This is a genomic window from Rhizobium sp. RM (assembly GCF_013390595.1).
In the GTDB taxonomy this organism is placed as follows: domain Bacteria; phylum Pseudomonadota; class Alphaproteobacteria; order Rhizobiales; family Rhizobiaceae; genus Agrobacterium.
In genome coordinates, this window is the sequence record NZ_JACAWV010000022.1 from 1,030,773 (window position 1) to 1,045,579 (window position 14,807).

At 56.8% G+C, this 14,807-nt stretch carries 12 protein-coding genes; 5 read left to right on the forward strand and 7 right to left on the reverse strand.

The window, feature by feature from the left end; all coding sequences use genetic code 11:
* Positions 1-52: 52 nt before the first annotated feature.
* A complete protein-coding gene (locus tag HWX89_RS21545; RefSeq protein WP_138791176.1) occupies positions 53-1,264 on the reverse strand; it encodes an NAD(P)/FAD-dependent oxidoreductase in 1,212 nt (403 codons plus the stop codon).
* Between HWX89_RS21545 and mnmC2 the strand changes: the two genes are divergently transcribed.
* The gene (gene mnmC2, locus HWX89_RS21550; RefSeq protein ID WP_138791177.1) at positions 1,263-1,988 is read left to right on the forward strand and encodes a tRNA (5-methylaminomethyl-2-thiouridine)(34)-methyltransferase MnmC2; all 726 of its coding nucleotides are present in this window, start codon (positions 1,263-1,265) and stop codon (positions 1,986-1,988) included. The two genes, HWX89_RS21545 and mnmC2, sit on opposite strands and share 2 nt — an antisense overlap.
* Before the next feature lie 26 nt (positions 1,989-2,014).
* Here the strand turns inward: mnmC2 and HWX89_RS21555 are convergent, their stop codons facing one another.
* Positions 2,015-5,701 (reverse strand): response regulator, encoded by a 3,687-nt coding sequence (locus HWX89_RS21555; RefSeq protein WP_138791178.1) that lies wholly within the window; start codon positions 5,699-5,701, stop codon positions 2,015-2,017.
* A gap of 504 nt (positions 5,702-6,205) precedes the next feature.
* Here HWX89_RS21555 and HWX89_RS21560 point away from each other — a divergent pair.
* Positions 6,206-7,669, forward strand: coding sequence for a DEAD/DEAH box helicase (locus HWX89_RS21560; RefSeq protein WP_138791179.1), 1,464 nt, complete (start codon positions 6,206-6,208; stop codon positions 7,667-7,669).
* Between the two features lie 66 nt (positions 7,670-7,735).
* Here the strand turns inward: HWX89_RS21560 and HWX89_RS21565 are convergent, their stop codons facing one another.
* The 3 genes from HWX89_RS21565 to HWX89_RS21575 all read right to left on the reverse strand — a co-directional run bounded on the left by HWX89_RS21565 (position 7,736) and on the right by HWX89_RS21575 (position 9,917).
* A complete protein-coding gene (locus HWX89_RS21565; protein WP_138791180.1) occupies positions 7,736-8,644 on the reverse strand; it encodes a DMT family transporter in 909 nt (302 codons plus the stop codon).
* 160 nt (positions 8,645-8,804) lie between these two features.
* On the reverse strand, positions 8,805-9,191 hold the full coding sequence (locus HWX89_RS21570; RefSeq protein ID WP_178340859.1) for a DoxX family protein: 387 nt from the start codon (positions 9,189-9,191) through the stop codon (positions 8,805-8,807).
* A 249-nt stretch (positions 9,192-9,440) separates the two neighbouring features.
* Positions 9,441-9,917, reverse strand: coding sequence for an Lrp/AsnC family transcriptional regulator (locus tag HWX89_RS21575; protein ID WP_138791181.1), 477 nt, complete (start codon positions 9,915-9,917; stop codon positions 9,441-9,443).
* A gap of 129 nt (positions 9,918-10,046) precedes the next feature.
* Here HWX89_RS21575 and HWX89_RS21580 point away from each other — a divergent pair, with 129 nt between their 5' ends.
* A complete protein-coding gene (locus HWX89_RS21580; protein WP_138791182.1) occupies positions 10,047-10,466 on the forward strand; it encodes a DUF2000 domain-containing protein in 420 nt (139 codons plus the stop codon).
* Between the two features lie 8 nt (positions 10,467-10,474).
* Here HWX89_RS21580 and HWX89_RS21585 read toward each other — a convergent pair whose 3' ends face one another.
* Positions 10,475-11,092, reverse strand: coding sequence for a L,D-transpeptidase (locus HWX89_RS21585; RefSeq protein ID WP_138791183.1), 618 nt, complete (start codon positions 11,090-11,092; stop codon positions 10,475-10,477).
* A gap of 80 nt (positions 11,093-11,172) precedes the next feature.
* Positions 11,173-12,069, reverse strand: coding sequence for a DMT family transporter (locus HWX89_RS21590; protein WP_138791184.1), 897 nt, complete (start codon positions 12,067-12,069; stop codon positions 11,173-11,175).
* Positions 12,070-12,444: 375 nt separating this feature from the next.
* Here HWX89_RS21590 and HWX89_RS21595 point away from each other — a divergent pair, with 375 nt between their 5' ends.
* The gene (locus HWX89_RS21595) at positions 12,445-13,854 is read left to right on the forward strand and encodes a circularly permuted type 2 ATP-grasp protein (protein WP_178340860.1); all 1,410 of its coding nucleotides are present in this window, start codon (positions 12,445-12,447) and stop codon (positions 13,852-13,854) included.
* Between the two features lie 3 nt (positions 13,855-13,857).
* Complete coding sequence (locus HWX89_RS21600) at positions 13,858-14,799, forward strand: alpha-E domain-containing protein (RefSeq protein ID WP_138791185.1); 942 nt, start codon at positions 13,858-13,860, stop codon at positions 14,797-14,799.
* The last annotated feature ends 8 nt before the right edge of the window (positions 14,800-14,807 follow it).

A 14,807-nucleotide genomic window follows, 5' to 3' on the forward strand; every position in this document is an offset into this window, starting at 1 on the left:
GGCCAGCAGTTAAGTGATTTGCGTAACAGATTGACGACGCGAAGCGTGTAAATCAGGATTTACTGAAATTCTCTTGCGCAAGACGCAGGTGTTCCCCCAACAGAAAACTGGGCGGCAAAGTGGACGTTTGCCCGCAAACCTCCGCCAAAGCAGCATCGGCGAGACGATGGGCGAGGCCGAAACTGACCTTGAAGCCACCCGCAAGCGCGACGATGCGCGGCATTTCGGGAACGCTACCAACCATAGGGTCACGCCCGATTGCCTTCGGCCGCAGACCGGCCCATCGTTCGATGACAGTAGCATTTTCAAGCGAAGGGACGAGCGTTTTTGCTTTCGAAACGAGAAGATCGAGTTTCTCGTCAGTCGTAAAGGGTGCCTCGAAGAAATCTTCGCTCGTGCTGCCGACCGCGACAGTTCCGTCCTCATGCGGCACGACATAAAGGCCGTTGAGAAAAATGACCGGCATTTCAGGGTCACATCGCGCATCGAGAAGAGCTGCCTGCCCTTTGACAGGTTGTCCGAGAGCCAGACCGTTTGGCTGACCGAAGGCATCACGGATCATTGAAAAGGCGTGATGACCATTTGCAACAATGGCATGGCCGAAATGAACCTCGTGCCCGGAGGACAAGTTCGCCCTTCCCTGCGTCGCATCGAGAGACAGAACACTGCAATTTTCTGCCGCGTGAACATGCCGGGCTTTTCTGATGGCGCTCGACAAAACACCCGTCAGCGCGCGCGGCGCCACGCGACCTGCCAAAGTGTCAAATACGAAACCTGCCTCGCCAGCGGCATGATCCACCCAGGCTTCACCACGGGCAGGCACATCCGTGACATGCCAGTGAAATTGCCGATCAGCGGTTTTCCAGTTGTCTTCAGCATCCCGTTCGTGACGCTCGGCGATGCCTCGCAAATGCGGTTTTGGTAGAGGAATGATACGACCGCATCGACGGTATCCGGCCGACAATCCGCTCTCGCTTTCAAGCCGTGCGACTTCGGTTTCGAGATCGATAAGCGCGTCGAACTGAAACTGCTTCTTGTCGGACCAGCGATCCGGCATGTGCGGCATCAATGCGCCAAGTAAACCGCCACTCGCGCCGCTTCCGAGCGCTGCGGCATCGACAAGCAGCGTATCGATGCCCATTCGCTCCGCTTTGACGGCCGCCCAAAGCCCCATAATTCCGCCACCGACAATCAGCAACGACACTGAAGCCGGTAATCTTGGCGATTGACGGTGATCGAAAGCAGGACTATCGGCTTCTCTCATGACACATTCCGAGGACAATCCGGCTTCCGCTACCGGCCATACAGCGCTCGACTGGCGCGACGGGGATATGCCCTATTCCCTGGCCTTTGGCGACCATTTTTATTGCCAGACCGATGGCAGGCTCGAATGCGGCCACGTTTTCCTGGCCGGCAACGGCCTGCCTGAACGTTGGCTCGGAAGCAATGAGACGTTCCGTATTGGCGAACTTGGATTCGGCACCGGCCTCAACCTCTGCGAGACTTGGCGGCAATGGAAGCTGACGCGCAACGGTAACAGAAAACTGCATTTCATGTCCTTCGAACTTTATCCGATGAAGGGCGAAGAGTTGGACCGTGCGCTATCGAGATGGCCGGAAGTCGACGCCGAACGCCAATGCCTTGTTGCCCTCTGGCCGGATGAACCGAAAGGTTTCGTCGAAATCGAACTCGACGAAACAACGCACCTGACCGTCGTCTGCGGCGATGCCCTGCAAGGTATTTCAGCACGTCACGAGATCTTCGATGCCTGGTTTCTGGACGGTTTCGCCCCTTCAAGAAACCCTGACATGTGGTCGCTGGAAATCATGCAGGCGCTTTTTGACAAGACCCGGCAAGGGGGCAGCTTTGCAACCTATGCCGCAGCAGGCTTCGTGCGACGAAATCTTCAGGCCGTCGGTTTTGATATCGAACGCCGCAAGGGCTTTGCCGGCAAGCGTGAGATGCTGTGTGGCATAAAGACGGGGTAAGGCAATCGTCATTGGCTGCAAGGTGCCTATTGAGTGGAACCCTTGGGTTTGTCCTGACGTGGCGCGTTACTCTCGAGCCACTGGGCAACCTTGCTTTCCAGTATTTCCGGGCTAATCGGTTTTGATAAGTAATCGTCCATACCGGCTGCAAAACAAAGGTCGCGATCAGCATCGAGTGCGTGCGCTGTAACGCCGATGATGGGAACATGCCGGCCATCGCCGAAAGCCCGCTCCTCGGCCCGGATTGCTTGCGTGGCCTGATGGCCATTCATCACGGGCATGGAAACGTCCATCAGAATGACAGCAGGGTTAAACTCCTGCCAGGCCTGTACAGCCTTCTTGCCATTGTTGACGATGCGAAACCGCAAGCCGGTCTGCTGAAGTATCTGCGTGAAGACGATCTGGTTGACGTCATTGTCTTCTGCGACCAGCACGTCAAGCAGGCACGGCCGCTCCCGCTCTGCAGGCGCGGGCATGACGACCTCATTCCGATCGGCTTTCTTCGTATTGTCTTCGCGCGGTCTCTCCACGCTTTGCGCTGAACCGTCAGAGCGTCCAGCGTGCTGGCCGCGTTTCAGCCGCACATCGCGCACAACGTCAAACAGCGTCGAACGCAAAAGCCTTGCGCGCGCAGGCTTCATCAGATGCGCCTGCACATTGAGATCGGTAAACAGGCTTTCGTCGCCAACAACATCCATGGACGTCAGGAAAACGATGGCGATGTTGTCGAAACGGCAATCGGAACGTATGCGCTCGACCACATCCAGCCCGTTCATGACTGGCATATGATAGTCCAGGATGATGGCGTCGATATCAAAGCCGATGGCAGAGGCCTCATGCAGAATGGCAAGACCGGCAGCCCCGCTTTCAGCGGCATAGCCATCCACGCCCCACGTATGCAGTTGTTCGGTCAATATGCGGCGATTGACGTCATTGTCATCGATCACAAGTACGCGGACGTCATCGATCGAAACCGTATGAGCGGATACATCGTCACGCCGCTCGGTGACCTGGAACGGGATGCTGACGGTGAAGGTCGACCCTTGTCCCACGCGGCTGTCGACGTGAATGGCGCCATCGAAAAGCCCGACAAGTCCCACCGTGATTGCCAGTCCAAGGCCCGTACCCTCATGCCTGCGTGTCGCCGAACTGTCGACCTGGCTGAACTTGTCGAAAATCGTTTCCAGCTTGTCGGAAGGGATGCCGATACCGCTGTCCTCGACACGCAGCGTCAAAATCGCCTCTGAAGCCTCGGCCGACTGGGCTGACAGTTCGACCAGCACATGGCCGGTCTCGGTGAACTTGATCGCATTGCCAACAAGGTTGGTAACGATCTGTCGAAACCGACCGGCGTCGCCGATAACCCTGCCGCGCACGGACGGGTCGATACGGACGACCAGTTCTATGTCCTTGTCCAGTGCCGCCGAAGACAAGAGTGACACGACGTCTTCCAATGCCTCCACCGCATCGAAAGGCACATTGCGCAATTTCATCTGCCCAGCCTCGATCTTGGAAAAATCGAGGATGTCGTTGATGATCGTCAGCAGGGCATTGCCGGATTTGACAATAATATCCGTGAAGGTCTTCTGGCGCGTATCCAGATTGGATTTTGCCAAAAGTTCGGCCATGCCGAGTACGCCATTCATTGGCGTGCGGATCTCGTGGCTCATATTGGCAAGAAATTCGGACTTGGCACGGTCGGCAGCTTCGGCGCGTGACAGCAGACGCTCCAGTTCGGCTTCGCGCACCTTCATTTCGGTGACGTCAGTTACGATAACCAGCCAATAGGCTCCAGAACTGTTGGTCGCCTCCAGATTGAGCCACGACTTGCCGGCAACATGGATAAGCCAGGAAAACGGAATGTTGGCAGCGATGCTGTCTTTCCAGGCACGAAGCGTTGCCGCCGCCTCATCGGCGGTGCCAAAGTCACCACGCTTTGCACAATAAGCAAAGAAACCTGACCAGTTCCGTCCCTTTTCGAGCAGTTCTGGCGGGACATCGAACATCGCCGCCATCGCCTCGTTGGACATGATGATCGTGCCTTGTTCGACAAGAACAAGGCCCTGCGCCATGGCCCGCGTCGCGCCCTGCATATACTCGCCGACACGCTCGAGATCGGCTTTTGTCTTGGTGATCTCCGCATCGCGCAACCGCACTTCCGTCACATCGGCGTAGGTGCTGAGAACCTTGCCACCGCTCAGGCGGGTTTTGGAGATGACTGTCATCCTGCCATTTTTGCTGCGGACCTCACGCGGCGCAGAAAACTCTTCGTTCAGAAGGCGCGCAACGCGTTGTTCATAAAGCTCTTCAAACGAAAGGTCGCCGTAGTCGTAGAGACCACTCTTGAAATTGCACTCCATGAAATAACGGTAGCTCTTGCCGACAAGCTCTCCGGCCTCCCCCACCCCACCCCACAGGTCGTAGAAGCACGAATTGGCATATTCGATGATGAGGTCTGCATTGATGAGCAGAACGCCTACCGGCAAGGCATGGAGAATGGCCTCAAGCTGGCGGTGCAACTCTTCAGCGTGGTTTTGCGCCGCAATCAGGTCGTTTTCACGCGTTTTCAGAACGCTGACATCGGTGATAGAACCGACAAGATAATGTTCGTCGTCCGGCGTAGAGACTCTTCCGAGCCGCGTGATGACTGGCACGGAGCCACCATCCGGCAGGGGTACGCTTTCAGCCTTCTCGATTGCCCCACCCGTTACCAGAATCTCTTCGTTTTCACGATGAAACTGATCTCCGGCTCCGGGAAACATCTCGCTTGCGGTCTTGCCGATATATCGGGCGAGATTGCCGCCCACGAACTTTTCATAGGCAGCATTGGCAAATGTCAGCCGACGCTGGTCGTCGCGAAGGAAAACCGCGACGGGCAATTGTTCCAGCGCCTCACGCAACAGCCAGGTTTCACGGATATGTTTGCTGAGAAGCGCTTCGTGCGACTTGAACTCGGTGACGTCGATACGCAGGCCAACCAGCATGCCGTTTTCGAGCCGTCTGTTGACAACGCGCACCCATCGCCCGTCGCAGATCTGCTCGACCGCTTCCGAATGCGCCAGGGAAAGCTCGCGCAGCCTTGCATCGACCCAGGCGCGCATATCAGGCTCATCACAAGCCGGTCCATAGCCCGTTTCCATGCAGGCGCGATAACAGGACTCCAGCGAACTCTCGAGTGTCAGCCCGGCCGCCAGTTCAACATCAAGCTCGCTATAGAATTCCGCAAACCGGGCATTGCAATAGACAAGTCGATCGTCGCGGTCGTAGATGACGATCCCGGCGTCGATCAGATCGATCACCCCACTGTCCAGCAACAGATCCGCAGCAGTGGTCTTGCTGAACGGGGTTTCCGGCTCGAAAGCCGGCATGACCTCGAACACTTCGAACAGATAAAAACTTCCGTCGTCGCCGATGAAGCGCTCGCAACGAGCGTCACAACGTCCCTGTACACTGCGCCCGAAACAGGAAACCACTTCCTCGGTGGCAAATACCAGAGATCGGCGTTCCTTGTCTTCGCGGTCAGCACTTGGTGCGCTATTGGACAGTGATGATGTTGTTCGGCCCGCGAGCTGCTCGACCGTCGCCCCCATGAAACGGCCGTATGCTGCATTCACGACGACATAACGCAGTTCGCTGTCCTTGATGCATGCGGGCAAATCCAGAGCTTCGACCGCCCTGCACGCTTTTTCCAGCAACCCGCCGCCCTCGGTCATACGATATTCCACGCCGCGCAGATCCATCCCGTCGAATCAAATAGTTCAGGACAATTTCCCGTAGAACGTTAGGGGAGAAACCAACCCTTTGCTATGTACTTGAGAGAACAACAACCAATTGTTAACGACAATTGTCTGATTGCTGCCCAAATCTGGCACATACGCACGCGAGTTCACGCCCGAATCATCGCCGCGACATACCAGCCATGCGTTGTCCGAAGGCCCGTTTTCGAAACTATTGCTTGACTTTGCAGTGCAAAACGCCCACATGCCCGGTTGAGCTTTCACCTTCGGCAGCCGCGTGAGCTGCAGCGGACCAAAGATATTCCAACGCATGAAGGAAAAGCGCAACCGATACAGAAGACGGCATTTGCCGCACTGATGCGCAGAGAGTTATTCCAACCCACAAGTTCCCAATTCACGCGGGGTTCTTGACGCCGAAACCACCGGACAGCAGCAACTGTTCCGGTCGATTTTGTTTTGGCGCCCCGAAAGGCGATACTATTGACCAGTTTTAACGAACTCGGCCTCTCCGAAAAGATTGTGGCTAGCGTTACCCAGCTTGGCTACACGACCCCCACGCCCATTCAGGCAAAGGCCATTCCGCTGCTTCTCGAAGGCCGCGATCTGATCGGCCTCGCGCAGACCGGCACCGGCAAGACAGCCGCTTTCGGCCTTCCCATCATCGAAATGCTGCTGAAAAATGCAGACCGCCCGGCAAACCGCACGGCCCGTACGCTGATCCTTGCTCCGACGCGCGAACTGGTAAACCAGATCGGCGAGAACCTTCGTTCCTTTGTCCGCAAGACCCCTTTGCGCATCAACCAGGTCGTTGGCGGCGCATCGATCAACAAGCAGCAGCTCCAGCTTGAAAAAGGCAGCGATATTCTCGTTGCCACGCCGGGCCGTCTGCTGGACCTGATCGCGCGCAACGCAATCTCGCTGTCGAAGGTCACCTACCTTGTCCTCGACGAAGCGGACCAGATGCTCGATCTCGGCTTCATTCACGATCTGCGCAAGATTTCGAAGATGGTTCCGGCCAAGCGTCAGACGCTGCTGTTTTCGGCAACCATGCCCAAGACCATCGCTGATCTAGCTCACAGCTACCTGACCGATCCGGTCAAGGTCGAAGTGACGCCGCCCGGCAAGGCTGCCGACAAGGTCGAGCAGTACGTACACTTCGTTGCCGGTAAGAACGACAAGACTGAACTTCTGAAAAAGTCGCTGACCGAGAACCCGGACGGTCGTGCCATCGTCTTCCTCCGCACCAAGCACGGCGCAGAGAAGCTCTCGAAGCACCTGGAGCATGTCGGCTACAAAGTTGCCTCCATCCACGGCAACAAGAGCCAGGGCCAGCGTGAGCGCGCCCTGAAGGGCTTCAAGGACGGCGAAATCAAGGTTCTGGTAGCAACCGACGTTGCTGCCCGCGGCATCGATATTCCTGCCGTGACCCACGTCTTCAATTATGACCTGCCGGAAGTTCCTGACGCTTACGTGCACCGCATCGGCCGTACCGCCCGTGCCGGTCGTGATGGTATTGCCATTGCGTTCTGCGCACCGGATGAAACCCGTCTGCTGCACGACATCGAAAAGCTGATGAAGATCGAAATTCCGGTCGCATCGGGTGAACGTCCTGCAGGGCTGGCAAGCCCGTCGCGCGGCAACAACAACAATCGCGGCCGCAACAACGGCGGCCAGCGCGGCCCCCGCGAAGGTGGGCGTCACAACGGCGAATCCCGTCCGTCCCGCCACCATGGACACCGCGAGCACGAAGCCGACAACGATCTCGAAGTCACGTCGGATTTCAAGCGCGTGAAGCAGGCTGAAGGTGAAGCCGGCCGTCCTGCCGGTCCGCGCAAGCATCGCCGTCCGGCTCGCAAGCCTGGTACGAACCGCCACGCCCCGGCTGGCGGCAACGCGCCCGAGAAGCGCGCATCCGGCAATGGCAATCGCGGTCGCAACCGCTAAAGCGTTTCTGGCGCATTGACACAAAACTCGGACCCCGCAGGTGCAAGCCTGCGGGGTTTTCTTTGCCTAGCCACTCTGGGCAGCCGCACGCCGACGCTGCGGTAACGTCATGGCGAGGACCCCGATGATGACGCAGACAAGCCCGATCCACATGGCGGGAGTTGGGACCTCACCGAGAAACAGCATGCCGATACCGACACCCACCGGAACTCGCAGATAGGCCTGAGACGTTGTCCCGACCGAGCCCAGCGTCTGCATGAGCCGAAAGTAAATCATGAAGGCGAGTGCGGTCGAAAAGACACTCAGGCACAACAATGCTGCAATCGAGGCGTTGGACGGCGACAGCGTCCACGGTCGATCAACGACGACGCTTACGGGCAGCAAAATGATTGCACCGCAGATCAGCGACCCCGCAGCCGGCATGATTGGATTCAATCCCCTGAAATTCTTCCCGAAAATAGCCGCGCAAGCATAGGAAAAGGCGGCTGCCAGAATGGCAAACTGGCCCCACAGCATCTCACCCGTACCATTGAGTGCTTCAAGGCCGATAATGAGGCATACGCCGGTCATACCGGCGATGGTTCCAAACAGCTTGCGCCCGCTCACCAACTCATGCCGGACGACAAGAGCGGTGAGAAGAAAGGTGAAGATGGGTGTTGTCGCATTGAGAATAACGGCAAGACCGGCATCGATATGCTGCTCGGCCCAGGCGATCAACGTGAAAGGCAACACGCTGTTGATACAGGCCTGAACCAGAAAAAGCCGCCAGGTCGCCATGTCCGTCGGGAGGCGCAGACCACGCAATCGCATGATCGTCAGCAGCAAAAGGCCGGCAATCAGCGTGCGTGCAGCAATCAACGTCAAAGGCGGAATGGTTTCCACACCAATTTTGATGAACGTATAGGAGGAAGCCCAAAGTGCTGACAAACACGCCAGCAGCAGGAGTTCTCGCGCGATATTGGTCTGTGTCTTCACGGATCGGTCTTTCGTCGGCGATGAGGTCAGGCCATCTTTAACGCAAAAAACACATCAAAGCTTCGGTGGCCACCGAAGCTTTGCCTGCAAAGAAAAAAGGCCCTGCATGGTCATCACCATGCAGCGCCTCAGGCAAATATGGAACTGCTAAAGCGGGAGATCAGCGGCGTTCGTCGACCGACAGGGCTCCAGCGCCAGCAAAAACCAGATACAGGAAGATGAAGCAGAACAGGATTGCGCCATCGCCACCGTTGAGAGCCGGGAAGAAGCTCTTCGGTGCATGGGCCATGAAATAGGCAACAGCCATCTGGCCGGAGAGAATGAAGGCAACCGGCCGCGTGAAGAAACCAACCAGGATCAGCAGACCGCCGATCAGTTCGAGCAGAGCGGCAACAAGCAGCATCGGCGGCAGCGAGCCTTCCATCTGCGATGCCGGAAAGCCGAACAGCTTTTGTGTACCGTGTTCGATGAAAAGCAGCGCAGCGATGATGCGAAGGGCTGCAAGCGCGTAAGGTCTATAACGAGACAGGTTGTCGAAAGAGGCCATTTCCAGATGCTCCGTTGATTTGGTGCCGCGCTCGATACAGCGCCTGAAACCGGTTATGGATACACGTATCACACACCGGAAATCACGTTTTCGATATTGTAGTATCCCTTTATATATGGAAATGGGTGATTTTCTACAGAGAGTTGTTTTTCATACGTAAAACACAGATTTCGCACTCATATATCAACCGCTGGTCTAGCCGAAGACTGAGTCAGAAAATTCGAGAAATTTTCGGCCTGAACCACCGTTTCAGACGAAATCGAGCGGCACTCCTTCAAACGCCTTCACTTCCTTCAGTACGAAGGTGGTCTGCATTTCCTTGATTCCCGGCAGGCGTCGCACCACGGACATCGCAAAATCGGCGTAACTGTCCAGATCCGGCGCCACGACCTGCATCAGAAAATCCGCGTCGCCGGCAATGCTGTAACACGCCACAACTTGCGGAAGCGCTGCAACCTGCCGGGAGAAGAGCTCGGCCTCCTCCTCATTGTGGCTGTCGATCTTGACCCGGATGAACGCAAGGACACCAAGGCCGACCTGTCTCCGGTCTATACGTGCGGAATACCCTTGTATGACGCCCGTTTCCTCCAGTTGGCGCACGCGCCGCCAGCAGGGTGAAGCGGAAAGCCCGACTTCGTCGGCCAAGGCCTGATTGGTAAGCCGACCGTCATCCTGCAGCGAAGACAGAATTCGAACATCGACCGGCTCAAGCTTCGAATTTGGCATAACCTACCCCACACTGAAACAACTGAGGCAGAATCTACCAAATTTAGGCATGGAAGACCAGAAAAAGGCAGGCTCTTCCACTCAAGCACGATTATCTTCCGAAACACATCAGGAAGGAAGAACACGGACATGACAGACGACTTTCGCATCGCCATCATCATCAACCCGGAGATGCCAGCAGGCTGGATTGCCAACACCGTTGGTGCAGTTGGCATCGGGCTTGGCGCCAGCACGCCCGACCTTGCCGCAGGCCGACTTACGGACGGCCAGGGACGGTCGATCGAGATCAGCTCAAACCGCCCGGTTCCTGTTCTTCAGGCAGACAGCCAGGCGATCGGAAAACTGTTGCTCAAGGCACTGGAAACAAAACCTGAAGGCTCCGCCATAGTCCCCTTCCCGGCCTTCGCACGTACGTTGCACGCCTATGCGGACTACAGGCAGACCTTTCCCGAAAGGGATCTGTCAGCAGAGGAGATCGACGGCCTCGGAATTACCGGGCCGGCGAAATGGGTCAAATCCCTGACGGGCGCACTGAAATTGCTAAGGTAGAAGCGTAGCTAGGCCTGCAGGACGACGACGCGGGCGCCGACAGGAACACGCGAATAGAGATCGATGATGTCGTGGTTCAGCATGCGAATGCAACCGCTCGACATGGCATGACCGATGGACTGCGGCTGATTGGTGCCGTGCAACCGGAACATTGTATCGTTGTTGCCACGATAAAGATAAAGCGCACGCGCGCCGAGCGGATTGTTCGGACCGCCAGGCATGCCACCGGCGAATTTCACATTGCGCGGATCGCGTCGCATCATATTTGCTGTTGGCGTCCAGGATGGCCATTCCGCCTTACGACCAACATAGGCATCGCCCTTCAGTGCCAGTCCCTGTCGGCCGACACCAACGCCATACCGCATCGCCCGGCCATCGCCCATGACGTAATAGAGACGGCGCGCCGGCGTATCGACAACAACGGTACCTGCTGGATGCGTCGTATCATAGGACACTTCCTGGCGGCGAAGCTCCGGCTTCACCTTGTCGAGATGCATGGCAGGAAGCGGGAACTTCTCATCCGGCTTCGCCGCATAATTGAGCCTTTGATGCGATACGCCTGAGCTTGCACAACCGGCCAACAACAGCGGTAATCCAAACAGAACACCACGACGCGAAATAGACATGTAACCCCCGCCAAGAATCTTTCGATTAACGAGGGGTATAATTTTATGGTTAACAAACCTCTAATCTACATAGGCAAGTGTTAACCGCCGGACGCCGAAGCAACAGGTTTGCGATTTGCAAGGTAGACGCCCGCGACCGCAAGTACGGTCCCGGCCATCATCGCAGTCGTCAATGTCTCGCCAAACAGAACAGCCGCTTCGATGGCAGCAAGCGGAGGCACAAGATAGATCAGTGATGCGGCGCGCGAAACCTGTCCCTTGCGAATAAGATAGAGCAACAAGGCAACCGCGCCGATGGAAATTGCCCCGACCGACCATGCAAGCGTCGCCAGAAGCCCCGTGCTCCAGTCGATGTGGCCATCCTCGAGCAAGAACGTGAATGGCACAGTTATGAGCAAAGCGCCGACATATTGCAGTGTCGCCACCGCCATGATGTTTCCGCTATGGACATGTTTCTTCTGGTAAAGCGTCCCGTAGGTGACCGAAACCATGCCAAGGACATTGATGGCCACAGCATAAAACGGCACCGGCACCCCGGCGGCCCCGACCGCCATCACCTTTGGCAAAACTGCGATCGCTATACCCACGAAACCGATGACCAGTCCGGCACGCTGCGCATTTGACAATCGCTCGCCGATCACAAAAGGAGCGGCAACGGCAGTCATCAGCGGCTGCAATCCGGCAATGATACCACCGATTGCCGCCGGAACGCCCTGGCCAATCGCCCACCAGATCATGCCAAGATAGATGCCGTGCAGGAAGACGCCAGACAAAATCGCACGACCGATGTCCCTCCATTCCCGTGGCCAACTCACGCTTGCCACTCGACAGATCAGCCACAGCAAAACACCCGCCAGAGCATAGCGAAGACAGAGGAACGTCAGTGGTCCGGTGTAGTGGACGGCATATTTTGCCGTCACCCACCCGGTTGACCAGAGAAAGACGAAAATGGCCGGAGCCAGACGGTCAAGAGACATGGGCGCGTTCCGAAAACTTTGCCGTAATGGCGGCTTGAACGCCGGTAACTCCGTTACAGACGAAGGTCAAAAGTCTTTTCGTGATCGCATCATTCAGTTTTTCTGATGAAACACCGACCAGCATCAGCAGAAAGCGAAAGAGCAAATTTTATGCATTCGCCCAATGGCCGCACAGTCCAGCAGCCCCTCTCCGCCCTGTCACCCGACGCAACCAATTTCGACGTGCCGCATTTATAGGCTAAATCTCAAAAATTGCTTCTTTTTTATAAGGATAGCTCGGCCACAATCCGGGAGAAAATCTTCAACCGGGGGCCTGCATAGTTCTTGCATTGCTTCTGACGTTGTATTCATATGGCAAAAAAGGGGACATCGAAGTTGGCATTTGACGAAATGATGAATGCGGACAACACGCCGCGAAACCCATACGAAAACTACAACGAGTGGTACAGCCGACAGGACAGCGCGCACCTGATCCAGAAGTCAAAAGACGCGGAAAACATCTTTCGGAAAACCGGCATTACTTTTGCCGTTTATGGCCACGCTGACAGTTCCGAGAAACTGATACCATTCGACATCATCCCGCGCATCATATCCGGACGGGAATGGCGCAAGCTGGCGCAGGGTATCGAACAGCGGGTGCTCGCCCTCAACGCCTTCCTCGATGACATCTATCACAAGCAGGAAATCATTCGCGCCGGACGTATTCCTCGCGAACTCATTGAAAAGAATGAGGCCTTCCTGCCGGAAATGATCGGCTTCACGCCACCCGGCGGCGTTTATACTCACATCGTCGGCACGGATATCGTTCGCACCGGTGAAGACCAGTTCTATGTTCTCGAGGACAACGCCCGCACACCATCCGGTGTCAGCTACATGCTGGAAAACCGCGAAACGATGATGCAGATGTTCCCGGAACTGTTCCATGAGAACCGCGTGCAACGGGTGGAGGATTACCCCTACCTGCTGCGGCAGTCGCTGGCATCGCTTGCCCCGCCCGGCTGCACCGGCAAGCCGCGCGTCGCCGTATTGACCCCGGGCATTTATAATTCCGCCTATTACGAGCATTCGTTCCTCGCCGACATGATGGGCGTCGAACTGGTGGAAGGATCGGACCTGCGTGTCATGGACGGGAAGGTCAAGATGCGCACCACCCGGGGTTACGAGGCAATAGACGTCCTCTATCGCCGCGTCGATGACGACTTCCTCGACCCGCTGACCTTCCGTCCGGATTCCGCCCTTGGCGTACCCGGCATCATGGATGTCTATCGGGCCGGCAATATCACCATTGCCAACGCACCCGGAACCGGCATTTCCGACGACAAGGCCATATACTCCTATATGCCTGAAATCGTTGAGTTCTATACCGGTCGCAAGCCGCTTCTGGAAAATGTGCCGACATGGCGCTGTTCCGAGCCGGACAGCCTGAAATACGTTCTCGACAACCTGGCCGACCTTGTCGTCAAGGAAGTCCATGGTTCGGGCGGTTACGGCATGCTGGTCGGCCCGACGGCCTCGAAGCGGGAACGAGCGCTTTTCGCAGAGAAGCTCAGGGCGCGCCCGGCCAATTACATTGCGCAGCCCACGCTGTCGCTTTCGACCGTGCCGATCATGGTGAAAAACGGCATCGCGCCGCGCCATGTCGATCTTCGCCCCTATGTCCTCGTTTCCGACAAGGTGAAGATCATTCCCGGCGGTTTGACCCGCGTTGCGCTCAAGAAGGGCTCGCTCGTGGTCAATTCCAGCCAGGGCGGCGGCACCAAGGATACGTGGGTACTGGAGGACTAAGCCATGCTGGGCAGGACGGCAAATGGGCTCTACTGGATGTTCCGGTACATCGAGCGTGCAGAAAACATCGCCAGACTGATCGACGCGGGCTTACGCATGTCGCTGACACGCAGTGGCACCGGCGATGAAGACTGGGATGGCGTACTGCAAAGTGCGGGCGTACGCGAAGCGTTTCTTGAAACCAACGAGAAGGTAACGGCAGTCGACGCGATCGACTACCTGCTGCGTGAGAGATCAAACCCCTCCAGCGTCATGTCCTGCATCGAGTCAGGCCGCAACAACGCCCGCATGGTGCGGACGGCACTGACGCGTGAAACGTGGGAGGCCACGAACGAGTTCTGGATCGAACTGAAAAACCTCCTCGGTCGACGTGTGAAAGCCGCCGAACTGCCGCAGATCATCGATGTCATCAAACATCGCGCCGGACTGGTGCGCGGCGCGTTCCACGGCTCGATGCTGCGCAACGATCTCTACAATTTCTCGCGCATCGGCACCTTCATCGAGCGTGCGGACAATACCGCGCGTATTCTTGATGTGAAGTATTATGTGTTGCTGCCAGGCATGTCGCATGTCGGATCATCGCTCGATAACGTACAGTGGGAATCGATCCTGCGCTCAGCCTCTGCCCACCGTTCCTACGGCTGGGTGTATGACGCAGAGTACAAGCCTGCGAATATTGCCGATTTCCTGATCCTCAACGCCCGCATGCCGCGCTCTCTTGCCTATTGCTACGACAAGATCGCCAGCAATCTCAATTACATTGCAGAGGATTACGGCGAGCGGCACCAGGCGCACGAAACGGCCGAAAGCATCCGCAACACCTTGCACACGACGACGATCAATCGCGTCATGGATGAAGGCTTGCACGAGTTTCTGGAAAGATTCGTCATCCGCAACGGGCAGTTGGGGCAGGAAATCACGGAAGGCTACCGCTTCTATCAGTAAGCGCGTGG

Excerpts from the sequence above, each read along its gene's own strand:
- mnmC2 (WP_138791177.1), top strand. The coding sequence starts at position 1,263 with ATGACACATTCCGAGGACAATCCGGCTTCCGCTACCGGCCATACAGCG.
- HWX89_RS21545 (WP_138791176.1), bottom strand. The coding sequence starts at position 1,264 with ATGAGAGAAGCCGATAGTCCTGCTTTCGATCACCGTCAATCGCCAAGA.
- HWX89_RS21555 (WP_138791178.1), bottom strand. The coding sequence starts at position 5,701 with ATGACCGAGGGCGGCGGGTTGCTGGAAAAAGCGTGCAGGGCGGTCGAA.
- HWX89_RS21570 (WP_178340859.1), bottom strand. The coding sequence starts at position 9,191 with ATGGCCTCTTTCGACAACCTGTCTCGTTATAGACCTTACGCGCTTGCA.
- HWX89_RS21575 (WP_138791181.1), bottom strand. The coding sequence starts at position 9,917 with ATGCCAAATTCGAAGCTTGAGCCGGTCGATGTTCGAATTCTGTCTTCG.
- HWX89_RS21580 (WP_138791182.1), top strand. The coding sequence starts at position 10,047 with ATGACAGACGACTTTCGCATCGCCATCATCATCAACCCGGAGATGCCA.
- HWX89_RS21585 (WP_138791183.1), bottom strand. The coding sequence starts at position 11,092 with ATGTCTATTTCGCGTCGTGGTGTTCTGTTTGGATTACCGCTGTTGTTG.
- HWX89_RS21590 (WP_138791184.1), bottom strand. The coding sequence starts at position 12,069 with ATGTCTCTTGACCGTCTGGCTCCGGCCATTTTCGTCTTTCTCTGGTCA.
- HWX89_RS21600 (WP_138791185.1), top strand. The coding sequence starts at position 13,858 with ATGCTGGGCAGGACGGCAAATGGGCTCTACTGGATGTTCCGGTACATC.